The 24,371-nt window shown below is 70.5% G+C and carries 11 protein-coding genes and 3 pseudogenes; 6 read left to right on the plus strand and 8 right to left on the minus strand.

Features of this window, described 5'->3' with window-relative positions:
• Positions 1-3: 3 nt before the first annotated feature.
• The 6 genes and pseudogenes from ACQEV2_RS39895 to ACQEV2_RS39920 all read right to left on the minus strand — a co-directional run bounded on the left by ACQEV2_RS39895 (position 4) and on the right by ACQEV2_RS39920 (position 9,761).
• A complete protein-coding gene (locus tag ACQEV2_RS39895) occupies positions 4-762 on the minus strand; it encodes a class I SAM-dependent methyltransferase (RefSeq protein WP_433053336.1) in 759 nt (252 codons plus the stop codon).
• Complete coding sequence (locus ACQEV2_RS39900) at positions 759-2,117, minus strand: condensation protein (protein WP_433053338.1); 1,359 nt, start codon at positions 2,115-2,117, stop codon at positions 759-761. Before ACQEV2_RS39900 ends, ACQEV2_RS39895 begins: the two co-directional genes overlap by 4 nt.
• On the minus strand, positions 2,114-6,409 hold the full coding sequence (locus ACQEV2_RS39905; RefSeq protein WP_433053341.1) for an alpha-(1->3)-arabinofuranosyltransferase domain-containing protein: 4,296 nt from the start codon (positions 6,407-6,409) through the stop codon (positions 2,114-2,116). The genes ACQEV2_RS39900 and ACQEV2_RS39905 overlap by 4 nt, the downstream gene beginning before the upstream one ends.
• A complete protein-coding gene (locus ACQEV2_RS39910; RefSeq protein ID WP_433053344.1) occupies positions 6,406-7,179 on the minus strand; it encodes a class I SAM-dependent methyltransferase in 774 nt (257 codons plus the stop codon). Before ACQEV2_RS39910 ends, ACQEV2_RS39905 begins: the two co-directional genes overlap by 4 nt.
• Positions 7,172-8,493, minus strand: a pseudogene (locus ACQEV2_RS39915) (glycosyltransferase family 4 protein). The gene ACQEV2_RS39910 and the pseudogene ACQEV2_RS39915 overlap by 8 nt, the downstream one beginning before the upstream one ends.
• Before the next feature lie 272 nt (positions 8,494-8,765).
• Positions 8,766-9,761 carry a DUF3068 domain-containing protein gene (locus ACQEV2_RS39920; RefSeq protein ID WP_433053347.1) on the minus strand — a complete coding sequence of 332 codons (996 nt, stop codon included), beginning with the start codon at positions 9,759-9,761 and terminating at the stop codon, positions 8,766-8,768.
• Between the two features lie 222 nt (positions 9,762-9,983).
• Between ACQEV2_RS39920 and ACQEV2_RS39925 the strand changes: the two genes are divergently transcribed.
• From ACQEV2_RS39925 to ACQEV2_RS39940, 4 genes and pseudogenes are all read left to right on the plus strand, one after another.
• Complete coding sequence (locus tag ACQEV2_RS39925; protein WP_433053349.1) at positions 9,984-10,172, plus strand: hypothetical protein; 189 nt, start codon at positions 9,984-9,986, stop codon at positions 10,170-10,172.
• A 6-nt stretch (positions 10,173-10,178) separates the two neighbouring features.
• Positions 10,179-11,405 carry a helix-turn-helix domain-containing protein gene (locus ACQEV2_RS39930; protein WP_433055157.1) on the plus strand — a complete coding sequence of 409 codons (1,227 nt, stop codon included), beginning with the start codon at positions 10,179-10,181 and terminating at the stop codon, positions 11,403-11,405.
• Positions 11,406-11,542: 137 nt separating this feature from the next.
• On the plus strand, positions 11,543-12,634 hold the full coding sequence (locus ACQEV2_RS39935; RefSeq protein WP_433053352.1) for a substrate-binding domain-containing protein: 1,092 nt from the start codon (positions 11,543-11,545) through the stop codon (positions 12,632-12,634).
• A 113-nt stretch (positions 12,635-12,747) separates the two neighbouring features.
• Positions 12,748-12,858, plus strand: a pseudogene (locus ACQEV2_RS39940) (carbohydrate ABC transporter permease); the annotation flags it as partial.
• Positions 12,859-12,995: 137 nt separating this feature from the next.
• Here the strand turns inward: ACQEV2_RS39940 and ACQEV2_RS39945 are convergent.
• Positions 12,996-13,535 (minus strand): hypothetical protein, encoded by a 540-nt coding sequence (locus ACQEV2_RS39945; RefSeq protein ID WP_433053355.1) that lies wholly within the window; start codon positions 13,533-13,535, stop codon positions 12,996-12,998.
• Positions 13,536-13,890: 355 nt separating this feature from the next.
• On the opposite strand from ACQEV2_RS39945, the gene ACQEV2_RS39950 reads away from it, so the two are divergent.
• Both ACQEV2_RS39950 and ACQEV2_RS39955 read left to right on the plus strand, forming a co-directional pair.
• Positions 13,891-22,458: a DNRLRE domain-containing protein gene (locus ACQEV2_RS39950; RefSeq protein WP_433053358.1), complete on the plus strand. Its 8,568-nt coding sequence runs from the start codon at positions 13,891-13,893 to the stop codon at positions 22,456-22,458.
• The gene (locus ACQEV2_RS39955; protein ID WP_433053361.1) at positions 22,455-22,931 is read left to right on the plus strand and encodes a hypothetical protein; all 477 of its coding nucleotides are present in this window, start codon (positions 22,455-22,457) and stop codon (positions 22,929-22,931) included. Before ACQEV2_RS39950 ends, ACQEV2_RS39955 begins: the two co-directional genes overlap by 4 nt.
• Before the next feature lie 212 nt (positions 22,932-23,143).
• On the opposite strand, the pseudogene ACQEV2_RS39960 reads toward ACQEV2_RS39955, so the two are convergent.
• A pseudogene (locus ACQEV2_RS39960) lies at positions 23,144-24,363 on the minus strand (twin-arginine translocation signal domain-containing protein); the annotation flags it as partial.
• Positions 24,364-24,371 lie beyond the last annotated feature (8 nt).

A 24,371-nucleotide genomic window follows, 5' to 3' on the forward strand; every position in this document is an offset into this window, starting at 1 on the left:
GTGCTACCTCCTGCGCGCGTGAACGAGGAGGATGGAGGCCAGGGACGGCAGCCGGCACGCCAGCCGGTCCAGCGGGCGCAGCGGACGCGGAACCCCGTGGAAGGGGGCGCCCTCCAGCCGTACGACCTCGAAGCCGGACGCCGCCACGAACTCCCGCAGCGCACGCGCCGTGAACAGCCGCAGATGGCCCACCACTTGGCTGCCCGGTCTGCCGTGCACCCGGCGCAGGCTCACCTCCGAGAACACGGGCTGGACGCCGCCGAGCAGCAGCGCCCGGTTGTACCAGGCGGCGAGGTTCGGTGTGGAGAGCATCAGATGACCCCCCGGCCGCAGCACCCGGCGCAGCTCGTCGAGGGCGCCGTCGGGGTCGACGAGGTGCTCGACGACCTCGCTGAACAGCACCGCGTCCGCACCACCGGACGCGAACGGAAGCCCGCCGCCGGACAGTTCGCCCCGCACCACCTGCGGCAGCCGCCGCGCCGCCCGGCGCAGCGCGTCCTGCGACCAGTCGACGCCCACGATCCGGTGCCCGTCGAGGACACGCGAGGCGACCGCCGCCGCCGACCCGTCCCCGCACCCCACGTCGAGCACGACGGCGGGCGGGCGGCCCGGCCGTACGGGACCGAGCGCACGGGCCAGCATGCGAGCCTGCCGCCGGCTGCGGTCCTCACCGGAGGCGACCGGGACGGCCGGGTCCTCGTAGAAGTCACGCAGTCCCGGAGCGGCCGCGGGGGCGTGGGCGGTCGTGAGGGAGGTGGTCATGGGGCGCTCCGAAGGCCGTACGTCAGGGCGAGACACTCCTCGAAGAGCCGGGCCAGGGCGGCGCCGGCCGGGTCGTCGAGGAGGGCGTGCGACCAGCGCAGCGCCACCTGCAGTCGGCCGCCGGTGGAGGCGGCCGACAGGCTCAGACCGCGCGGCATGCGCGCGGGCGCGGAGAACCACACGGCACGGGCCCGCCCGGCATCGCCGAAGTCCAGCGGATACGGAACCCGCCCGAGGTTGCTGAGCAGCAGCGTCGACGTCCACGGGGCGGCGGCCCGGCGCACCCCCCGAGTGAGCGCGCCGCGCACCCCGACCGGAAGCACGGGCGCTGTCAGCAGGTCCGCCCCCGCTCCGAGCGGTGCCCGCCGATGTGCCGTCAGCGTCCGGGTGCGCCGCGCGGTGGTGTGCAGCAGCCGCGTCACGGCCGCGGGGTCGGGATGCCTGCCCAGGAGCAGCGGTGCGTCGGAACGGTCCTCCGGCGTCACCGGCACCTCGACGAGTCGCGTCCCGTTCCCGATGGGCATCGCCATGCCGCGGGGACGGTCGTCCACGGGCACGGTGATCCGCACCGGCCGGTCGGGTCGGCCATGGGTGTGGTTCCAGCGGCCCACCGTCAGGGAGGCGGCGACCAGCAGCCGGTCGTTGACGGTCCACGGAGCGGCCGGATCCGGTTGCGGGAGCGGTAGTTCCCTCAGCAGCATCCCGTTCGCCGCACTGCCTGCGCGCGTCGGCCGGGCAGCGGTGACGCGGGCCAGCCGTGCGGGCCGGGCCCAGCGGACACGGCCGTCGCCGTGCTGCCCGGCGGGCGCCCGGCGTTGGGGGGCGCTCCCTTCCACGGCCGTGCCCTCCCCGCCGTAGAGCGCGGCCGTCGTGGCCAGTACCCGCAACCCGGCCGGCGCGTCGAGCGCGGTGTGGTGGAGGGTGAGCAGCAGGACGGACCGTACGGCGGTCACCGTGACCACCTCCAGGCGCACGGGCGGCGACCGGTACAGCGGCGGGCACACGGAGAGCGCCCGGGCGCGGGCACGGGCCAGCGCGTCGGGCCCCGGCCCGGCGAAGCTCACCGGGTCCACGTCCGGTGTGCCGGTCAGCTCCCACTCGTAGGACCGCCGGTACCAGCGGTGCGGCGCCTGACGTACGAGGATCCGGGGGTGGAGGAGCAGCGCCCGGTGGAAGGCCTCCCGCAGCCGGCGCGGGTCCGGCCGGCCGGGCAGATGGACCTCGATGTGGACGGTCTCCGGCTCGTCGTCGCTGAGGAAGTGCCGGGACACCTCGTCGACGGTCGGGAACGCCAGCCGTGCCCCGACCGGAACTCCGCCGCGCCTGAAGCCGGGGTCGGCCGGGAGCGCGGTCACCGCGCACCGCCTCTCCCGCCGACGCCGGTTTCCGGCCCGCCTGCTCCAGGGCCGCTGCGGCTTCCCCGCCTGCCCGCTCCAGGGCCGACGCCGGTTCCCGGCCCACCCGCTCCAGGGCCGCCGCGGCTTCCCGGCCCGCCTGGTATCTCGCCGCCGCGCATGCCCGGGCCGCCCGCGCCGGTCGTCACCACGGCCGCGGACAGGGCCACGAACGCCAGCACCTGCGCGACCACGCCGAACGCGCCACGGTCGGCGGAAACCGGTGCGCCCGCTCCCGTCGCCGCGGCGATGCCAGCCCCCGCCATCGCCGCCGCCGCGACCGGCACCAGGGCGCCGGGCCGCAGCCGGGCCACCAGCGCGAGCACGGGGACCACCACCGCGAGCGGGCCCGCCACCAGCGCCACGACCGCGGTCAGCGCCACGATGCCGAGAACCGGACCGGGCGCCGGTGGAACTCCCATGTCCCCGGCGGTGCTTCGAGCGGTACGTCGCCGGCCCACAAAGGCGAGTGCCACCAGCGCGGCGACACCGACGGTCCCGCCGATCAGCCCGGCCCGGTACAGCCCCGCGGGCTCGTACTCCATGCGTACGGTGCCCGCCTTCCCGGCCGGAATCAGCCAGGCCTGCTGCCAGCCGTCGAGCCGGACGGGGGTGAGCTCCTCGCCGTTCAGCGTGGCATTCCAGCCGTCGTTGACGTTCTCGTACGTCCGCAGGTACGCCGCCTCGCCCGACCCGGCGGACACGGCGACCGCCCGGCTGTCGCCGCTCCACTTCCGTACGGTGACCTCGCGGTCCGCGGCACCGGAGAGGGCACGCGGCTCGCCCCGGGACAGGGTGACGTCCGTGAGGGCGAGCGGCCCGGTGTCGGCGGCCTCCACGCGGTGCCTGCCGGAGGCCAGTTCCAGGCTGCCGTCCTTCGCCTCGTCTCCGCACAGCTCCACCTTCACCGGCCGACGTTCCGTCAAATCGCGGACGAGCCCGGAGGCCTTCGTCGGATGCGGCGTCCCGTCCACGTCGAGCGCCGGGCCCTGCCCGCACGGCAGCGAGAAGCGGGCGTCCGGCTTCGGCTGCGGCACACGAAGGTCGGCGAGTGCGGGCACGTACACCTCGCTCAGGCCCACGGGGAGCTGGAGCCGTTCATCGGCCACGGGGTTGTAGAGGGTCAGGGGCGCGGTCTCGGTCACCGTGATGTCGAGGCGGTCCGTGGTGATCGCGTCGAACCGCGCGAGTCCGTCGGAGTCCACCTCGGCCGTCGCCGTGCCGTGCGGCGAGCTGATCCGCACCTGTTCGGGGCGGGACGACAGGCCGCCCGCCGCCCCGAGGACGATCTCGTCGATCTTCCTCTCGCCCGGCCAGCGCAGATGGATCACGGGCCGGTCCCCGGCGATCCAGGCCGTCGTCAGGTCGCCGTCGACCAGATTCCGCGCGCCGAGCGTGATGCCGGTACGGCTGGTGGAGTCGGCGGACACCGTGATCTTCCGGCGCTGCTCCGGCGCGACGCGGTCCAGCAGGCGGTCCAGTTCCCCACCGGGTACGGCCACGGCCCGCGCCGACACGCCGTACGCGCTCGTGTCGCCCCGCGTGTGGAACTGCCGGTGCAGTCCCGCTTCCGCCGAGGCCGGAGCGAGCCCGCCCGGATCGGTGCCGCGGTGCAGCGAGTACACCTGCGCGTCGGCGTCGGTGCGCTCGGCGTCGGTCGGCAGGGCCAGCAGCCGGGTCACCTTCAGACCCGGCACGGACACCTCGGAGAATCCGGCGCCGGACAGCCCGGGGCGCGCGGCCTCGGCGTCCAGGATGCCGATCTTCAGCCACTTCGCCCGGCCCTCGGGGGAGCGCACCGACTGCCGTTCACCGTCCGGCCGCAGCGTGCTGTCGACCGACCCCCGGTCCGTCTCGATCCGCACCCGCGTGGGGGCGGGCCGCGTGGCGTCCGCGGGGAGGGGAGTCAGCTGGAGCGACGAGGGCACCTTCAAGGGCCGGGAGAAGTCCACCCGCAGCCACTGCCCGGACGGTTCACCCGGGCTGCCTTCGGCCCAAGCCGTGTTCGGATCGCCGTCGAAGGCGTTCACCGGGTCGTACTGCGGCAGATGGAACAGCCAGTTCCCGCTGCTCGACGCGGTCACCGATGCCGCACCGCGCAGCACGGCCGTCGTCTGATGGCCGGTGCCCCGCACGGGAAGGATCTGCTTCGGCTGCTCGCCCGGGTTCTGGGGACTGCCGGACGGATTCCGCTCCGTCGCGGTGTATGTGTACGAGGTGTTGGAGTTGACCAGGCCGAAGCGGGTGTCGGCGCGGCGCAGCCCGTCGGCCTCGGCCTTGACCGCGGGGATGTCGACTCCGGGATGGGCGTCCCCTGCCAGAACGGCCGGCCGGTCGCGCAGCGCGGGGTCGGCGGACAGTTGGAGCAGGGCTTCGGGGCCGCCGCTCACGACGGCCGTGTCCCCGGCCGCGGCGATCCCGACGCGCCCCGGCCGCTCGTCGGCGCCTTCGGGCTCGTAGATCTCGACCGCCCGCAGGCGCGGGTAGAGGCCCTGCACCTGGACGGGCGTGCCGGCGGGGATGCGTCCGGCGGTCACGAGCGGGCCGAAGCCGGCGGCCTTGCGGTAGCCGGAGGCCTCCAGGGTCCGCCGGACCGTCTGCGGCGGCACGTAGCCGATCTGGTCGGGGTCGAGGTCGTTGCGCACGACCACCTCGTGCAACCCGGCCCGCGCCAGGTACGCCTTGAGACCCGGCACCTCACCGCCGGACAGCAGCGCCTGCTCGACCGCGTCCAGCGCCCGCCGCGAGCCCGCGGTGCCGAACGGCACGAAGTCCCGTTGCGCCCACGGGGTCTTCGCCAGGACGTCGAAGGGCTGGTCGACGGGGGAACCCCAGGTGTGGATGCCGTGCGCGGTGGCCGGTACGACGAGGGCACGGCTGTCCGCGGCGTGCTCGTCCAGCCAGTCGGCGGCCTGCTCCCAGTGCGCGGGCAGCTTGGTGAACGCGCCCGGCTGCAGGACGGTGCCGTTCACGTACGGCCATGCCAGACCCGGCAGGACGAGCAGGGCGGCGACCAGCGGAACGTAGCGGCGACCGCGCGATGCCCGGGAGTCGCGGCGCTCGGCGATCACCGCCGTCAGGTGGGAGAGGCCGAGGGCGAGCGCGAGGGCGAGTCCCGGCTGGAACTTGTAGATGTTGCGGAACGGCCGCAGCGCGCCGTCGAGCCACCCCTGCACGGTGTCGTGGAAGGGTGCGCCGAGGGTGCCGCCGTATCCGGCGAGGGCGACGAGTGCGACGGCCAGCACGGTCAGCAGGAGCCAGCGCCGCTCGGGGATGTCCCGGCGGGCCAGACCCGCCAGGCCCAGGGCGGCGGCGAACGCCGAGCCGAGCACCGTGACGACGGACGCGGCGACGGTCCAGCCCGCCGGCAGCCAGGCCTCGCCGAAGTTGAGGTACGCCACCCAGTTGCCCGCGCCGCGCAGCAGTTCGGTCGCGGACATGGTGGCGGTGGTGGTGTCCGCCTGCTCGACGTACGGCATGAAGTCCTCGCCGTACACGCGCAGAAGGAGCAGCGGCACCGTCCACCAGGCCGTCGCCAGCACCACACCCGGCAGCCCCCAGGCCAGCAGCACGCGGCGCCGGGGGCCCTTCGGCCGGCTGAGCAGATACAGGCCGACCGGCAGAAGGGAGGCCAGAGTTGAGGCGGCGTTGACCCCTCCCATGAATGGCACGAGCAGCGCGGAACGGGCGGCGGCGAGGCGCGGGCTCAGCGTCGCGGAGGTCAGGGGCAGCAGCACCCAGGGCAGCAGGGCCCCGGGCAGCGCGGCGGCGGACGTCGAGCCGACGACGATGGTGAACGTGGGCCACAGCGCGTACGCCACCGCGCCCAGCAGCCGGGTCCCGGACGAACCGACGCCCAGCCGCTCCGCCAGCCGCAGCGCACCCCAGAACGCCGTCGTCACGACGATCGACAGCCACAGGCGCTCGGCCAGCCACACCGGCACGTGCAGCAGGTCCGTCAGGGCGTAGTACGGCAGCATCGGGAAGGCGTAACCGACGTACTGGTCGGAGATGCCCCCGAAGCCCGCCCGGTCGTGCCACAGCTGACCGAGGTCGCCGAGGAAGCGCAGCGGATCGGCGGCCACACCGAGCTTCGTCTCGAAGGTCATCTTCCCCGGGGACACTGCGAGGAAGGCCGTCAGCACGGCCGCCCAGAAGCCGAACAGCAGGCGTCGCCCGCGTCGTTGCGCGGGCTGGGCCGTCGGCGGGGGCGCGGGGGCGGCGTGCGCGGGTGCCTGGACGGTGGTGCTCATGAGCGTGCCTCGCTAGCAGGTGCCTGGCCGGTACGCAGGATCAGCAGGAGATTCCAGGTGGCGATCTCTCTCAGGCCGGGAATCCGGGTGATGGCGCCGGGGAGGAAGGGCCAGTAGCGGGAGCGTGCAGAGACGATGCGCACGTCCTCGCGGGTGCGGACGTACCGCAGCGTGGGGCCGATGTGGAGGGGGAAGAGGTTCTCGCCGACGGTGTGCTTGGCCGCGCGGCCGGTCCGTCGCCGGTAGCGGGCGCGTGCCCGGACCGCTCCGAGGTAGTGCCAGGGCGCGGTCTCGTGGCCGCCCCAGGGGGACAGCCAGTTGGTGAAGGAGACGTAGATCAGCCCGCCGGGCCGGGTCACCCGGACCATCTCGCTGAGGAACGTCTGCGGATCCGCCACGTGCTCCAGCACGTTGGAGGAGAAGCACACGTCCGCGACGTCGTCGGGCACCGGCAGCAGATAGCCGTCGGCGACCACCGCACCCTCCGGCGGTCGGCCCCGTGCCCTCAACTCGCGCGGATCGGGCTCGAAGAGGTAGGCGTGGGCGCCCCGGCGGCGGAACTCCTCGGTGAAGTGGCCCGGGCCGCCGCCGACGTCGAGGACGATCCGGCCCCGCAGATCCATGTGGCGGGCCACCTGGGCGACCGCGTCGCGCGCCAGCAGCGAGTAGCAGCGGTCGGGGTCGCTCTGCTCCCGCATGAAGGCTCTGAACAGCGTGAGCGACCGGCTCAGGGACGGGTCCCTGAGCGGACGTTCGCCGACCTCAGTCATGTGCGGTCACCTCGTGCGCCGGTGGGGCGGCCGGGGGCAGTGGTCCGGCGGCCGTCGAGGGGAAGGCCGGTCCGGGGGCGACGCGAGGGAGAGGCAGTCCGGGCGCCGCGGTGGGGCCGCCCGGGGCGGGCCGTGCCGGGCGGCAGTCCTCTGTGGGCCGTGCCGTGTGCCAGGTCTCCGTGGGCGGTGTTGTGCGCCAGGTCTCCGTGGGCGGTGCCGTGCGCCAGGCCTCTGCGGCCACCTCCCGGAACTGCCGGACCGTGCTGCTCCACCGGAAGTGCTCGGCGCGCGCCTCGGCGGCACGGCCCATGACGCTGCGGCGCTCCGGGCTGAGCGCGAGGGTGCACCAGGCCGCGGCGAACGAGCTCTCGCCCCCGGCCAGCACACCCGTCACCCCGTGTACGACGGAGTCCCGCAGGCCGGGGATGTCGAAGCCGACGGCCGGAGTGCCGCGCGCTGCCGCCTCGGTGACCACCAGGCCCCAGCCCTCCACCAAGGACGGATGCAGCAGCAGCCACGCCCGGCACAGCAGCCGGTGCTTCTCCGCCTCCGAGACGCGGCCGGTGAACACCACGTCGGGCCCGGCCATGGCCTGCAGCCGCTCACGCTCGGGGCCGTCGCCGACGATGACGAGCCGACCGCCGGTGACCGGACGCACCCGCTCCCACAGCCGCAGCAGCAGATCGATCCGCTTGTACTCGACCAGCCGCCCCACCGCGACGAACAGCGGCTCGGGGGCCTTGGGCAGCAGCGGTCCGGGGGCGTCGACGCCGTTGTGGACCACCCTGATCCGCTCCGGCCGGACACCGAGGGCGCGCAGTGCTGCGGCGGTGGAGTCGGAAACGGCGAGCGTCAGGCCGGCGCGGTGCGGGCCGGCCAGCGCCCAGTGCTCCAGCCTGCGGCCGAGCCGGGCCATGGGGCCCGGGTAACGCATGTCCCACAGGTCGGTGTGTACGTGGTTCACCAGGCACAGCGTCGGGCCCTTGTGCCACAGCGGTGCCAGGTACGGCATGCCGTTGCACACCTCCACCAGGAGGTCGCAGTCGCCGACCTGACGGGCGAACGCCCGCCTGGCGCGCAGGAAATGACCGGCGTCGCCGCCCGCCGACACCACACGGTAGTCGCGGTAGGCCGCCGGGCCGCCGCACAGCAGCGTGACCTGGTGGCCCTCGGCCGTGAGTCCGTCGGCCAGGCGGTCGACGAGCAGTTCGGAGCCGCCGGCGGCGGGGTTGTCCAGGTCGCGGCGGGCGAGGAAGACGATCCGGCGCGGGTACGGGGACGAGCCGGAGACGGTGGCCTCGGTGCTGTGGGCACGGCGGCGAGCGTTGCTGGGATGAGCGGGGGCGAGGCCCTCCTGGCCGGAGACCAGGGAGGAAGCGTGCTGGGGCATCGTTGCTCCACCTCGTCGGATGCGGGGGGTGGGGAGCCGGGCGTCCGGGGAGACACGCTGGGCGGGGACGTTGTGTGACGGTTGTGCCGGTTACGGGAGAACACGGGTGTACTGATTGGTAACGTAAGTTTTCGGATGGAGTGTTCGATCTGGCTACGCACGCAGGTGACAATTTGTCCCTGGTCGAGCGCCTGGATCAGTCACCTGTGTGAGTGCTGTAGACCCCCTGTGCGTCCTCCGCCACCGCCGCCTGCCGCCGCCGCGCACGGACCAGCAACGCCAGCCCGGCGGCGGCGAGCATGCCGCCCGCGACCGTGGAGAGCGTGGGCGCGGTCTCGCCCAGCACCTCCAGCCGGCGGCTGTCGCGCGCCGTCTGGGACACCTGGGTGCGCCGGGTCGCATCGGTGAACTCCAGCCTGTCGCTCGCCAGCAGCGTGACCGCGTCGTACCGGGCGCCGGGCGCGCGCAGCGTGATCTTCGGCGCGATACGGGCGTTCATGATCCGGCCCGTGCGCCGCTCCACCACCAGCTCGATCCGGGCGTTGGCATACCACTCCTCGGCCGTCACCTGCCGCTGCTTCGGCCGTCCCACCAGTGCGCCGGGCACCTCACGGGTGACACCCGTCCGCCTGGGCGGCACAGCCGCGGTGAAGCGGTAGCCCTCGTGCCCGAGCACCTTCTCGGTCCCCGAGAACTTCAGCGGTACGGCTGCGCCCAACACGCCGTCCCACCAGCGGTAGGTGCGCTTCTGCACATCGAACGGGAACTTCAGATAGGCGTCGCCCCGGAACGACGGCTGCTCACCACAGCAGTGCACCGGCAGGTTGGTCCGCCGGTCCGTGACCCAGCGCTCGGTCGTCCACTGCAGCGACCTGTGCGGGTCCCGCAGCGGCAGGGTGGCGGGGGTGTCGATCTGCGTGGAGACGTTCCACACCGCGTTCCCGCTGCGCTCGGCGGCGGCCACATCGCCCACGATCCGGCGGGTGATCGTGATCCGTTTTCCGTGAACGGTCTCCAGGGCGCCGGTGTCGAAGTAGCTGCCGGTCCCGGTGAGGACCGAGTCCGTCACGACATCCACCGGAGTGCGTTTGACCCGTGGCTCCACATACCGGTCGAGCAGCTGGCCGAAAACCAGAGCGAACACGCCCAAACCGAGCACAATCAGTGGCAGAACGGAAGCTGTACGGCGCATGGGGGCACTCCGGTGGCAGCGGAAAGAAACGGACTGCGCGGCCGTGCGCTGGACAGTCCGGGTCACCCGGGGCGAAGATGGCCTACCGGGGAGTAAGTAGTTATGACCGGCGAAATTAGGCCGCTCTTGACCCGGTGTCAACACCGACTTAATACTGATCCGTGCCGGACCGGGCCGGAACGCTGGGTGACAACCTCATCGACCGAGAGGCTCCTCGTCCCCATGCCCAGAACCCTCGCCGCCCTGCTGACGTCCGCGCTCTCCGCCGCCCTGGCCACGGGAGCCGCCTTCGGCCTCGTCGCCGCCCTCAACACCACTCCCGAGCAGCCGAACGTGCCGCTCGTCACCTTCCCCGAGCCGGCCGGTGACCGGTCCGCGCCCGCGCCGCCCACACAGACCGGGGAGCGCTAGGAGGTGCTGCCCGTGCCCGCACCCCCCGCCTGGCACAAGGTGCCGCCCGACCAGGTGCGGCGGTTCGCCGACCTAGCCCTGCAGCAGGTGCCGGACATCGCGCGCGACATCCTGCAGGCCATGCGTCAGGAGTTCCCGAACCTCGAGCTGACGACCGACGCCATGGGCGAGCCGAAGGCACTCCTGGCGATCCGGCTCGCCCTGGAGAACTTCGTGGGGCAGCTGACCACCGACATCGAACGACCCCGTGAACTCCCCGAGGTCTTCCGGGAGTTCGGACGCAATCAGGCGCTCGCGGGACGTCGCCTGGACTCCCTGCAGGCGATCTACCGGCTGAACGTACGGCTGGCCTGGCGCAGCCTCGCCGAGATCGGACAGAAGGTCGAGATCCCGCCGCCCGCGATGTACGAACTCGCCGAGTCCGCGTTCGAGTACCTCGACGAGCTCGTGTCCCACTCCGTGCACGGATACGCCGAGGTCGCCGCCGGCCAGGCCGGGGAGCGCATCCGTCGCCAGCGCCTGCTGGTCGACCTCCTCCTCACCGAGCACCGCACCGACCCGTCCGCCGCCCTCGCCGCCCTCGCCGAACGGGCCGCCGCCGTCGACTGGCCGCTGCCCGACGAGGTGGCCGTCGCCGTCCTGCTCCGTCCCGACCGGCAACTCCTCACGCCCGCCCTGGGCGACGAGGTCCTGCTCGACATGGACGGCGAACAGCCCCGGCTCGTGCTTCCGGATCCCGAGTCACCCGGCCGCGTGGAGCGGCTGCACCGGGCCATGCGCGGCTGGTCCGGAGCCATCGGCCCCAGCGTCCCCGTGACGCAGGCCGCCACGTCACTGCAGTGGGCGACAGCGGCCGCGCGGATGATTCAGGAGGGCCTGCTTCCGCACAGCCGCCTCCTGCGGTGCAGCGAACACGCCGAGGCACTCGTGCTGCTCCCCGCCGAGAAACTGATCGACGACCTTGCGCGTCGTCGGCTCGCCCAGCTGACCGCGGTGGGCCCGGAGCAGGCCCGCCGCCTGGCCGAGACGCTGCTCGCCTGGCTGGAGACCCAGGGCGGCGCTCCCGAGGTGGCGGCCCGGCTCGGTGTCCATCCCCAGACGGTGCGCAACCGCCTGCGGCAGATCAAGGACCTGTGGGGCGATGACCTGGACGACCCCGATCGCCGCTTCGAACTCGAACTGGTCCTGAGAACGCGCCGGTTGCGCGGAGAGCTCGCCGATCCGAACCCCTGACCGGCATGGCGAGCGACTCGGTGATCGTATTGATCGCAAACGATCGATATGATTGTGGGCGTAGAGTGTGCGGCCTCGGGATCACGTTCCGCGCGGGCCCGGGAATCGTTCGACCGGCCTTGCCCCAGGGGGAACCGATGCGACTGCACGTCGACCAGCGTCATGAGCGGGTGCTCGAAATCGTCCGGGAGCGGGGCAGCCTCCGGGTCTCCGAACTCGCGGCGGAACTCGGCGTCTCGGCGGTCACCCTGAGGCGTGATGTGGAGGCGCTCGCCGCGCAGGGCCGGGTGCGGCGGCTGCACGGCGCGGTGGTGTGGCCGGGGGACGCGGCCGTAGAGGTGGGGGAGCGGCCGGAGAGCGCCGAGGGCGCGGTGATCGGAATGATCGTCCCGACCACGAACTACGTCTTCGCCGACATCGTCCGCGGCGCCCGCGAGGCGGTGGCGGCTCAGGGCGGCCGCCTGGTGCTCGGCGTGTCCGGATACGTCGACGCCGAGGACCCCGTCCAGGCCGAGCATCTTCTGTCCGGTGGTGCGCAGGGACTGCTCGTCGCGCCCAGCTGGTTCGGCGGCGTCCCCGAGAACGGCCAGGAGAAGTGGTTGCTGGAGCACGACGTGCCCGCCGTCCTGGTCGAGCGCCTGGCCCCGCCCGGAAACCCCGTCGCGGTGCTCGACCGCGTGCGCTCCGACCGTGCCCACGGCGCCGCCGTCGCCGTCGGCCACTTCGCGTCGCTCGGGCACCGCAAGATCACCGCCGTCCTGCAGGAGGGCCCGCACGCCACTCAGATCACCGCCGGCTATCAGGCGGCCGTGCGGGCGCTGGGCCTCGACGTGGACAAGGGCGCCCCGACCGTGCGCGAGCACGGCGACTACGAGGCCAGCGTCGACTATCTCGTCGAGGCGGTGAAGAAGCGTGGCGTCACCGCCGCGCTGGTGCACAGCGACGAGGACGCGATCGTGCTGGTGCCGCGGCTGCAGGCGTGCGGCATCCGGGTCCCGGACGACCTGGCATTGATCGCCTACGAGGACGAGGTCGCCGGCCTCTCCGACGTACCGCTCACCGCCGTCGCGCCGCCCACGCGCTCGGTGGGCGAGCTGGCCGCCGGGCTGCTGCTGCAGCGGCTGGCCGAACGCCGGAGGGGGCAGCAGCCCGGACCGCGACAACACCTCGACCTGCTCCCGGAGTTGAGGATCCGCTCGTCCTGCGGCGGCAAACCGATCACCGAGTGATCGATCGACGATCGTTTTGATTGTTTCGCGCCACCGCCACCGCCAGCTTGCCACCGCTCGCGGCGGCAGCGGTGACGGCGACCCGACCGGAACCGCCGCGGACGGCAAGCCCGTCGATGTACCTGCTCGCCACGAAGGCCGGCGTTGTCAACACCTACTGGGTGCTGCTCCTGCCCGCCCTGGTCAACCCCTTCGGCGTCCACCTCGCCCGCGTCTTCTCTTCCGTGCCACCCGCCCGACCCCGCCTCCTGTACGTCGCCGACCTGGCCACCAGGCGTGCGGGCGCCGCTACTCGGGTTCCATCTGCATGCACACCTGAGACCGGAGGAGCACCGCCACCCTGTCCGTGACGGAGAGCAGGTCAGCCCGCGGCGGCAGCGCCCGGGTCTCCGCTCGGGCTCGGGCTGGGCAGCGTCCCGGTGCATGTGGCGCGTCCGAAGCCGCCGCTCGCGGTGGCGCTCTGCAGGTGCCGGCCCTGCACGGCGACGGCGCAGCGTGCCAGGCCGCCGCGCTCGCCGAGCACGATGCTCACGACGGGGTTGCGGCCGAGCGGGACCGGCACGGTCTTGCGCCAGGGCAGGGCGGCCGCCCTCACGACGGTGGCCTTCCCGGACTCGCTGCGCGCCTGGTAGCTGATGTCGGCGGTGCCGGTGCCGGTCACCTCGTAGGTGACGGAGGCGGTGGGCACCTCGCGCTTCTTCTTCTCCTCACCGCCCGGGGAGAGCACCCCGTACAGCACGAGTCCGCTGCACGCGGCGAGCGCCACGGCGGCCGTGATCACCCCCGCACGGTCCGGGCGGCCGGCCTTGGCGGCGGATTCCCCGTCCCTTGGCTGCTTTCCGGACTGCTCCCGCCCTTCGGAGCCGGATCGCTCGTCGGAATTCGAGCTGTTGTGGCCCATTGATTTCCCCCTCCTCGACAGGTGAATCACCGATGTGCTCAGCTCGCGCGGACTGAGGTCGGGCGAGGTTATAACCCACGACGTCACTCCTTTTCCAGTGAGCGGATATAACGGACATCAAGTCACGTCCGTATGGCCCTGTTTGTAGGTTGCTCGGTATCAAGTCGTAGATATGTCCATGCACTTGACTCGACGTCAGTTTGGTGACTAGACCTCCGGCCGCCACTGCGTATGCGCTCGGCCAGTCCCTCGGGCCGGCCGGGGAATTACCGGTGGATTTCGACGACGGTTGATGGAAAGGTTTGGCGTGAGTCCAAGATTGGGCAGGGTGCTGGCGTGCCTTGTGGTGACGGCGGTGACGAGTTCACTGCTGCCCCAGGTGGCTTATGCCGCGAACGGTTCCGACGGTGGCGGCGAGGGTCTCGTCGACAGCGTCAAAAGCTGGTTCGCGGACGACGAGAAGGAATGGGACAAGCCGTCCTCGCACGATGAGGCGGGGGTTGCCGAGCGGCAGAAGCTGCCGAAGGGCAAGGTGGCGTCGAAGCCGAAGCGGGTCAAGGAGCTGACCGGGCGGCGCACGGCGAACACCCGCTTCTGGCAGTTGTCCGACGGGCGGGTGCAGGCCGAGGTGTCGGCCATGCCGACCGCTTACCGCGCGGGCAAGTCCTGGCACGACATCGATGTCCGAGTGAAGGAGTCCGGCCGGGCCGGATTCGAGTTCGCCAACACCAGCAACGCGCTGCACAGCTGGTTCGGCGCCGACGCCGACCGGCTGGTGCGCGTGCGGTCCGCCGACGGTCACACGGTGACGCTCGGCCTGGAGGGTGCCGGGGCGGCCTCGCTGAAGCCGGTCGCCAAGGGGGACACGGTCACCTACCGCGACGCGGTCTCCGGCGCCGACCTGTCCTACGAGGTCGGTGCGGGCCGGGTGAAGGAGAACATCACCCTGGCCCAACGCCCCGACGGGCCCGTGAAGTTCGTCTTCGCGCTGGACACCGACGGGCTGACCCCGAAGGCGGACCGGAACGGCTCGATCGCGTTCTACGGGGAAGGCACCCAGCCGGTCCTCGTCATTCCCGCGCCGTTCATGGCGGACGCGAAGAAGGACGCCCAGTCGCCGTACGGCACGGCGTACTCCACCGCCGTGACGCAGAAGCTCGCCCGGGACGGCAAGGGTTGGAAGCTCACGGTCGTACCGGACGAGAAGTGGCTGGCCTCGCCGCAGCGGCAGTATCCGGTCACCATCGACCCCACGATCCAGATCGCTCCGACGCCTGCCACGGCGCAGGACGTGATGATCTCCTCGGACGGCCCGGGGTCGAACTACGACACCAACTGGCGTCTGTCGGTGGGCAACACCAGCACCGGCAGCTCGCGGGCGCTGCTGAAGTTCCCGCTGACCGGGGTGCCGGCGGGCACGAAGCTGGACGCGGCCGAGCTGAAGCTGTACTACGACCAGACGCACACCGCCGGGGACACCGAGGTGCACCTGGAGGCGCACCGGGCCACCTCCGACTGGCGTGAGGACAGCGCCACCTGGAACTCCGCCAACGGCATCACCGGTGAGCTGTCGGGCACGTCGGTGCAGGTGGACGACGGCGACGCGGGCACCACGGCCGCGTCCGGTTCGTGGCCGGCGTCGGGGAACACGGCGTACACGCAGTACGCGGTGAACCAGGACTACCTGTACAACCGGGACTCGGTGGCGGGGAACACCTACACCTGGCAGCCCAACCTTCCCGAGGACGGCGACTACCAGGTCCAGGTGCACTACGTGCCCGCCTCGGACCGGGCGACGAACGCGCCCTACACGCTGACCTACAACGGCGGGTCGAAGGCGTACACCGTCAACCAACAGGCCGGCTCGGCCGGCGTGTGGAAGACGCTGGGCACGCACCCGTTCAAGGCGGGCACCGCCGGGAAGATCGTCCTCGGTGACGGTCCGGCCTCGACGACGACATCCGTGATCGCGGACGCGGTGCGGTTCACCAAGGGCGGCGTGGTCACCAAGCAGCCCTCCGAGGTCAACGTCTGGCACTCCTTCCCGGTGACCAAAACGGTCCAGTCCTGGATCGACGGGACGAACTCCAACCACGGCTTCGTCGTGAAGGCCGCCGACGAGTCCGCGAACGCCCCCAAGGGCGGCCCGCGCTACGAGGGCAGCGAGTACGGCTACGGCGGCGAGAGCGCCAACTACCCCCGCCTCGTGCTGACCTACGGCCGCCCGGGTGTAGAGCTGGAGGCGCCGACGACGATCCACGACACCGGCGCCGAGCTGAAGTGGACGGACTACACCGACCCCTCCGCCGCGACCGGCGACGACATCGTCGAGTACCAAGTGCACCGGTCCATCTACCAGACCTTCACGCCCTCGGCGGCGACCCTGGTCGCCCCCGTGTCCAAGTCGGCGACGCAGTACACCGACACCTCCGCCACACCGACCGCGGCGGACAGCGCGGACCCGTTCGGGCGGGCGTACTACTACATGATCGCGGTCAAGACCGCGGACGGTCAGGTCATCGGCGCGCCCACGCAGCTCGTGCGGCTGCCCAAGGCTGGCCGCACCACGAAGATCGTCGAGGCGGGCCAGGACACCACCCTGTCCCAGACGGAGTCCACCACCCCGCACGACACCCTCACAGACGGGGTGGCGCAGAACTGGCTGGCCGTGGGCAACAACTCGCCCACGTACGGCACCACTCGCGCCGCGCTGAAGTTCCCCGCCCTGGGCATCCCCTCCAGCGCCCGCGTACTGGACGCCACCCTCAGGCTGTGGGGCACCCAGACCACGACGGAGAACACCGGCGCGGTCTACCAGCTGCGGCCCCTGACCCGGGACTTCGACGAGGCGTCGGCGACCTGGGTGAAGGCGAACGCGACCACCAACTGGACCACCGCCGGTGGTGACTTCGGCTCCACCGTCGCCGACACCGTGCCCGCGCTGAGCAACGACCCCGCCCGCCACGACTGGAACGCCACCTCCCTGGTGCAGAACTGGGTCACCACGCCCGGCTCGAACCAGGGCGTTCTGCTGAAGACGGCCGACGAGTCGGTCAAGCAGGAACGCACCGTGTTCCTGTCCTCCGAGGCGAGCGAGAAGAAGCTGCGCCCGCGCATGGTCGTCTCCTACATCGACTCCACCACCGAGTCGACGTACTACGCGCCGAAGACCCCCGCGCGGATGACCCCGAACTCCACCTACACCGTCGAGTTCACCCTCACCAACACCACCGACGCCACCTGGACGGCGGCCGACGACGTGCTGTCGTACACCTGGGCCCTGCCCGACGGCACCGACGCGACCACCGGCGGCAACCAGGTGCGGACCGTGCTGCCCGAGGACGTGGCACCCGGCGAGACGGTCACCCTCCAGGCAGAGGTCAACACGCCGATCAACAGCGACAACGGCAACAAGCGCACCGACTACGTGCTGACCTGGGACCTGTTCGACAAGACCGCGGGCACCTGGCTGTCGGCCGGCACCGGCGGCATCCCGGGCCTGAAGCAGAACGTGGCGGTGGAGGACCCCACCTCCAACAGCCTGGGTCTGGAGAAGTTCTACTCCTACACAGGCAAGAACACCGGCGCCGGCTCGACGGTGATGAACAACCTCGCCGCCGGCAACAGCGTGTGGTCGTACAACGCGTTCACCAACCCCGGACGCGGCCTGACCACCTTCGCCCGCTTCGCCTACAACTCCCTCGACACCAGCGACACCGTCCTCGGCGGCGGCTGGTCGGCCCAGCTCGCCGGACCGACCCGGCTCGGCGCCCCGCTGGACTTCCACCCCAACCCCCACCCGACCGAGATCCGGCTCCCGGACGGTGACGGCACCACGCACGTCTTCACCAAGCAGGCCGACGGCACCTGGAAGGCCCCCGCGGGCGTCCACTACCGGCTGTCGATGAAGGCGGGTCTGGACTGCACCCCGGACAAGGACCCGGAGCCCGACGCCTGGACGCTGCTGCGCCCGGACGGCACCCGCTTCCTCTTCGGCTGTGACGGCTACCTGACCTCGGTGGTCGACAAGAACGGCAACACGCAGACGTACACGTACGTGGAGCGCAAGTCCAACAACAAGCCGGTCAAGTTCCTCACCTACATCACCGACCCGGCCAACCGGCAGTCGCTCACCGTGGAGTACTACTCCAAGGCCGAGGCGACCAGCCCGAAGATCGCCGACCACGTCAAGTCGATCACGGACATCTCGGCGCGCAAGCTCACCTTCGAGTACTCCGACCAGGGGCTGCTGACCAAGCTCACCGATGGCGCGGGCTCCACCCAGCCGAAGGTGTTCCGCTTCACCTACGACGCCACGCAGGGCAACAAGAACGTCAAGCTGGTCACTGTCAGCGACCCCCGCGGCCATGACACGGACCTGGCGTACTACGCCCCGCAGGCCGGTGACGACCCCAAGTACCACTGGTGGACGAAGACGGTCACCGACCGGCTCGACGGCACCACCGGCTTCGCGTACGCGGTGAACCCGACCAACACGAAGTTCACCGACACCACGGTCACCGACGCCGAGTCGCATGCGACGAAGTACGTCACCGACGACTTCGGCCGCCCGGTGCAAACCACCAACGCCAAGTCCCAGACGTCGAAGATGAGCTGGGACTCCGACAACAACGTGACCTACTTGGAGGAGGCCAACGGCGCCAAGACCGCGTACTGCTACGACCAGAAGACGGGCTACCCGCTCTGGCAGCGCGACGCGGAGAACAACAAGGGCGGGGTCCCGGATCAGACGACCACGTGTGTGTCCGACCCGTCCAAGTGGCCGGCGAACGCGGCGAAGTACGAGTACCAGACCCGCGCCGACGGCTACGCCGCCGACCTGTTCCGCAAGACCTCGCCCGAGAACCGCGCCTGGCAGTTCGGCTACGACACCTTCGGCAACCTCAAGACGGTCACCGACCCCAAGGGCGTGTCCACCGCGACCACGGGTGACTACACGACGTCGTACGACTACGACGCCTACGGCCGGCTGACCAAGGCGACGGACGCCAACGGCCATCCGACCACGTTCAGCGACTTCGGCCCGACCGGTTACCCGAACAAGATCACGGACGCCAAGTCCTTCACGACGACGTTCGCCTACGACGAGCGCGGCCAGGTCGAGCAGGTCATCGACGCCAACCAGAAGGTGACCACGCAGACGTACGACACCTTCGGGCGGCCGAAGACCAGGACGGTGCCGAAGAAGCAGGACACCGGAGTCCTGATCACCACCCCGGCCCCGGAGTACGACGCCAACGACAACATCACCAAGGCGACCGCGCCCAACGGGGCCGTCTCCACCGCGGTGTACGACGACGCGGACCAGGTGACCTCGGCGACGGCGCCGGCGAACAACCTCACCGACCCGCGCACGACGACGTACACCTACGACAAGGTCGGCAACCTGAGGACGACGACCGAGCCCAAGGGCACGGACACGAGGACGGACCTGACCGACTACGTCACCACCCACCACTACAACGAGATCTACCAGCTCACCTCCGTGGTCAACGCACGGGGTGACAAGGTCGGTTACGAGTACGACAACGTCGGCAACGTCACCAAGGTCATCTCCCCGAAGAAGAACGCGACCGCCGACACCACCGACTACACCACCAAGACCGACTACGACCTGAACCACCGGGTCACCGTGGTCACGGACGCGGCCGGCAAGACGAACAAGCGGTTCTACGACAAGGACTCGCTGATCACGTCGAGCGTGGACGCGGAGAACAACACCACGACCGTCACCTACGACGAGCGCGGCAAGAAGACCGAGGTCAAGGTCCCGCACGACGGCAGCACGACCCGGTCGACGAAGTACGAGTACGACCAGGTCGGCAACGTCACCAAGGTGATCAGCCCGCGGGCTGTCGCGGCGGGCACGACGACGGCGTTCACGGCCCGTACCGAGTACGACGAGCTGAACCGTCCGGTCAAGCGGTACCAGCCGTACGACCCGGCGGACTCGCGGTACAACGACCCCAACGTCTACACGCAGACCGTGTACGACAAGGTCGGCCGGGTGGCGAAGACGTCGCTGCCACCGTCGGAGGGTGAGTCGGTCCGCAACGACACGACGTACTCCTACTTCGACAACGGCTGGGTGGAGTCGGCCACGGACCCGTGGGACATCGCCACGACCTACGACTACAACGAACTGGGTCAGCAGACCAAGCGCACCCTGACCTCGGCGGGCGGTTCCTCGAACCGCACGATGACGTGGTCGTACTACCCCGACGGCTCGCTGAAGTCCCGCGCGGACGACGGCGTCCCGGTCGGCCTGTCGGTGGTCCTGGTCGACAACTCCGACACCCAGAACACGTCCTCGACGGGAACCTGGACTGCCGGGAACCTCGCCGGTCAGCACGGCTACGACCACCGCACACATGCGGCGGGCGCGGGCACGGACGCGTACACGTGGACGCTGAACATCCCGAAGGACGGCACGTACACCGCGTATGTGAAGTTCCCGAAGGTCACCGGCGCGGCGACCGCGGCGAAGTACACGGTCACCCACGCCACGGGCACCACCGACAAGACGATCGACCAGAACGCCACCGGGAACCAGGGCACCTGGGTGTCGCTGGGCTCGTACGCCTTCAAGCAGGGCAACGCGGCCAAGCTCCAGCTGTTCCAGAACAGCGGCGGCACGGTCGTGGCGGATGGCGTCAAGCTGGTGCGTGACACCACCGGCGACCCGGCCGACACCGAGAAGAACAACTTCGCCTACACCTACGACCTCAACGGCAACCTGACCAAGATCGACGACACCTCGTCGACGGCGAAGATCGACGCCTACACGGTCGCCTACACGGGCCTCAACCAGGTCCAGAAGGTCACCGAGTCGCTGGCCGGCGCCGAGAAGAAGGCCACGTCGTACACGTACGACGCCAACGGCCAGCCGGAGACGATCACTCACCCCGACCAGTTCTCCAAGTACACCTACGACCTGCGCGAGCTGGTCAAGACGGTGTCCGTCGGCAAGTCGGCCACGGACTCTTCACCGAAGGTGACGTCGTACACGTACACCGACCGCGGTCTGAAGCTGAAGGAGACCAAGGCCAACGGCAACACCGTCGACTACACCTACTACCTCGACGCCGCGCTGAAGACGTCGACCGAGAAGAAGCCCAACGACACCCTCGTCTCCTCCCACACCTACGCCTATGACGCCAACGGCAACAAGGCGCAGGACGTGGCGAAGAAGATGAACGCCGACAACCACGCGGCCTACCTCGAATCCACCACCGACTACAGCTACGACCCGGCCGACCGGCTCAAGAAGTCGGTCAAGACCGGCAACGGCGCGCAGACGGAGACGTACATCCACGACGACAACGCCAACGTCATCAGCCAGACGGTCGACAACGTCACCACCCAGTACGAGTACGACCGCAACCGGCTGCTGCGCGCCACCGCCGGCACCTCCACGGCGAAGTACAACTACGACCCGTTCGGCCGCCAGGAGTCGGTGACGTCCGGGGGCCAGGTCATCGAGCGGAGCGTGTACGACGGCTTCGACCACGTCGTGGAGTCCCAGAAGACGGACGAAAACGGCGCGCTGAAGACGACGAAGTACACCTTCGACCCGCTGGACCGCACCGCGTCGAAGACGGTCGACGGCAAGACCACCGACTTCTCCTACCTGGGCCTGTCCAACGAGGTCCTGGACGAGAAGGTGGCCGGCACCCTCACCAAGTCCTACCAGTACAGCCCGTGGGGCGAGCGCCTGTCGCAGATCAAGCACAACAGCGACGGCACGACCGAGGACGGCTACTACGGCTACAACAGCCACACCGACGTCGAGACCCTCACGGACGACAACGGCGACACCAAGGCGACCTACGGCTACACCGCCTACGGTTCCGACGACGACACCGAGTTCACCGGCATCGACAAGCCCGACGCGGCCGACCCGACCAAGGAGGCGTACAACCCCTACCGCTACAACGCCAAGCGCTGGGACGCCCAGTCCGGCACCTACGACATGGGCTTCCGCGACTACAACCCGGGCCTGAACCGCTTCACCAGCCGGGACAACTACAACGGTGCCCTGGCCGACATGGGCCTCGGAGTCGACCCGTTCACCGGGAACCGCTACGCGTTCGGCGGCGGCAACCCGTCCACGTTCATCGAGTACGACGGTCACCGTCCGATCGAGTGCAACGAGTCCGGGTACACCTGCCGGATGAACAGCGCGGGCGGCTGGGACGTCGACTACGTCGAGCGCAGCGCCGATCTGGATCCGGCCGCCGGCACGGGCAGTTACGGCGGAAGCGAGGGCGATGCGAAGAAGCTGAGCAGCCAGACCGTCGCCTGGGGCATCGCCTACGCCAAGAAGTACGGTGTCGACCAGAAGCTGGTCGTCGCCCTGCTCATGCAGGAGCAGCCGTTCTACACCACGTGGCCGGGCCCGCTGGCCGACCTCGCGAAGTCGTCGATCTCCGCTCTGGGTATCTGGACGGACCGCCTTCGCGACAAGGATCCGAGTGTCGGTCCCGTCCAGATGAAGTCCGCGACCGCTCGCCAGGTTCTGGTGGACGCCGGATACGACGAGTTCAAGGACACATCGCTCGACGCCATCCGTCAGGCGCTGTCCGTGAACGAGGAGTTCGCGGTCTCTGTGGCGGTCCTGAAGCTGAAGCTGGCCACCGGCTCGGGAGCCAACAGCAAGCAGGCGTACATTGGGTACTCACTCAGCGACGACCAGGCGGCCCGCCTGCGCGTTCCGGGTGACACCCTGGTGCAGTCCAGTCCCATCCTGTCCAGGCGATCGGCGCGGTTCGACGCGAACATGGCATATCTGTCCGGGACCGGGCAGTCCATGTCCGAGCTGTTCGGGCTGACGTCGCTGCCGACCACCCAGTTCGGGGATCCGGGCGGCATCTGCTCCAACATCGCAAGGGATTGTGGATGATTCGGCAACGGACAACGGCGCTCCGCCTGGCCGTGGCGGCAGCGATCGCCGTCGTGCTGGTGACCGCCTGGGTGCTCATCCGCGAGTGGATGGAACTGCCCGGTGTGCCGGCCGACGTGGTCAAGTCTGCCGCCTCCGGACATGTGCGCATCGTGGCCGAGGGGCACGCCTCGAGTCCAGGAAATGACTGGGAGGACTCGTACGCCCTCCTCTCCGTTTCCTCGGACGGTGATCCCGTCGAGGACATCGAAGGTGCACTCCGGTCGGCAGGCTGGAGCACACGCGCGGGCGGTGTCGGTCCGCTGGTCCTGTCCGGGGACACTCCCGCAGACCGCCCCAAGTACGGGGTGACGGTGCAGACCTACGAGGATTTCGACTGCCTCGATCGGTCAGAGGTCTGTGAGGAGTTCGAGAAAGCAGCGCAAGGTCGCGACGAGGACCTGTTCGTGGCGACCTTCATGCCCTACGTCTGAGGCTCTCAGCCTGGGCATGGGGAACCCGCCTCCATGACGGACATGCGCCGCCCCGGCCTTCCGGCCGGGGCGGCGCTCAGGTTCGCGCGGAGATCCGATGTGCCGCAGCACCGTCCGGCCGGGCGCTCACCCCAGCCGGACGGTGATCTTCTGCGTGACGCCCCCGGTGGTGCTCAGGTCTGCGAAGGTGAGCTTCAGCAACGGCGAGAACCTGCGCGGCTGGCACACCCGATCGTCGGATTGCTCATCGGCGGGCTGTAGTAGTCCCGTTGCAGCCAGCCCTTCACCAGACCGCGCCAGCGAGCGTTCTCCGCCGCACTCGCGCCCTGTCCGAGCAGAACGATCGACGCGAGGATCGGATGGCCACGCAGGTGATCGTCCTGCTGGATCTGTTTCGTGTCGGACGCGGACAGACCACGGCTGATCGCCCGGCCCGACACACCGTCCATCACCAGCCGTTGTAGAGGAACGGCGCCCACGCCTTCTCCACCGCGTCGAACACGATCTGCCGGTTCGCGTCGGTGACCTCCCAGCTCGACCCGGCCAGCAGCGCGAACAGCATCCCGAGCCCGCCGAGCAGGACCGATCCGTACGAGCCCGTGTACGGCACGGTGGTGTGCTGGATGAACGACCCGTCTGTGTAGAGCCCGTCGCCACTGGTGACGTACGGGAAGACGGGGGAGAGGGCGTCGCGCGCCAGGGCGACCTTGGCGGAGTTCGCGCCCACGATCCCGCGCAGGGCCAGCACCCGGCACAGGTCGACCCGGTTGGCGCCGGTACTGTTCCCGGTGTAACTGGACACGGCCGAGTCGGGCAGGAAGTGGTCCACCGCGGCGACGCAGTCGGCGATTCGCTCCGTCGGCAGGTGGTCGTACATCAGCACACAGACGTCGAGCAGCGCCTGCGGTGCGCCGATCTGCCAGCTGTACCAGTTGCCGTAGCGGGTCTGACCCGCGTTGTAGACCTCGGAGTGGAGGTGGTCCAGCCCGGTGAGGATCGCGTCCTTGAGCCCGATGTCGCCGGTCAGACCTGTGCCCTGCTGGGAGTAGGCCTGTGCGAGCGTATTGAGCCGGCTGTAGCTGGCGTTCATGTTGCCGGAGTAGCCGTACGACTCCTGGTCGGTGTCGGGCTCCGGGTCGGCGTACACCAGGTCCGGCCACAGGGAGCCGGCCGCCGGGGTCATGGAGGACCGCAACTGGCTCGCAGTGCTGCCCAGTTCGGCGAGCCGGCTTCTGAACGGTTCCGTGGTGGGGTTGAACCCCTCGCCCAGGACGAGCGTGCGCCACTTGGCCCGCAGGCTTGCGAACTCGTCCGCCTCCGCGGCCGGTACGGCGGACGGAGACACGGCGCTCGCCCGGACGGGCAGGCCGAGCGCGACAGCGGTGCCGGTGCTTGCGGTCAGAAAGCCGCGACGAGACCAACGAGTCGTCATGACGGCGC

It is taken from the genome of Streptomyces sp. CA-251387, from assembly GCF_050936625.1.
GTDB lineage: Bacteria > Actinomycetota > Actinomycetes > Streptomycetales > Streptomycetaceae > Streptomyces.

Excerpts from the sequence above, each read along its gene's own strand:
- ACQEV2_RS39895 (WP_433053336.1), bottom strand. The coding sequence starts at position 762 with ATGACCACCTCCCTCACGACCGCCCACGCCCCCGCGGCCGCTCCGGGA.
- ACQEV2_RS39905 (WP_433053341.1), bottom strand. The coding sequence starts at position 6,409 with ATGAGCACCACCGTCCAGGCACCCGCGCACGCCGCCCCCGCGCCCCCG.
- ACQEV2_RS39910 (WP_433053344.1), bottom strand. The coding sequence starts at position 7,179 with ATGACTGAGGTCGGCGAACGTCCGCTCAGGGACCCGTCCCTGAGCCGG.
- ACQEV2_RS39920 (WP_433053347.1), bottom strand. The coding sequence starts at position 9,761 with ATGCGCCGTACAGCTTCCGTTCTGCCACTGATTGTGCTCGGTTTGGGC.
- ACQEV2_RS39925 (WP_433053349.1), top strand. The coding sequence starts at position 9,984 with ATGCCCAGAACCCTCGCCGCCCTGCTGACGTCCGCGCTCTCCGCCGCC.
- ACQEV2_RS39935 (WP_433053352.1), top strand. The coding sequence starts at position 11,543 with ATGCGACTGCACGTCGACCAGCGTCATGAGCGGGTGCTCGAAATCGTC.
- ACQEV2_RS39945 (WP_433053355.1), bottom strand. The coding sequence starts at position 13,535 with ATGGGCCACAACAGCTCGAATTCCGACGAGCGATCCGGCTCCGAAGGG.
- ACQEV2_RS39955 (WP_433053361.1), top strand. The coding sequence starts at position 22,455 with ATGATTCGGCAACGGACAACGGCGCTCCGCCTGGCCGTGGCGGCAGCG.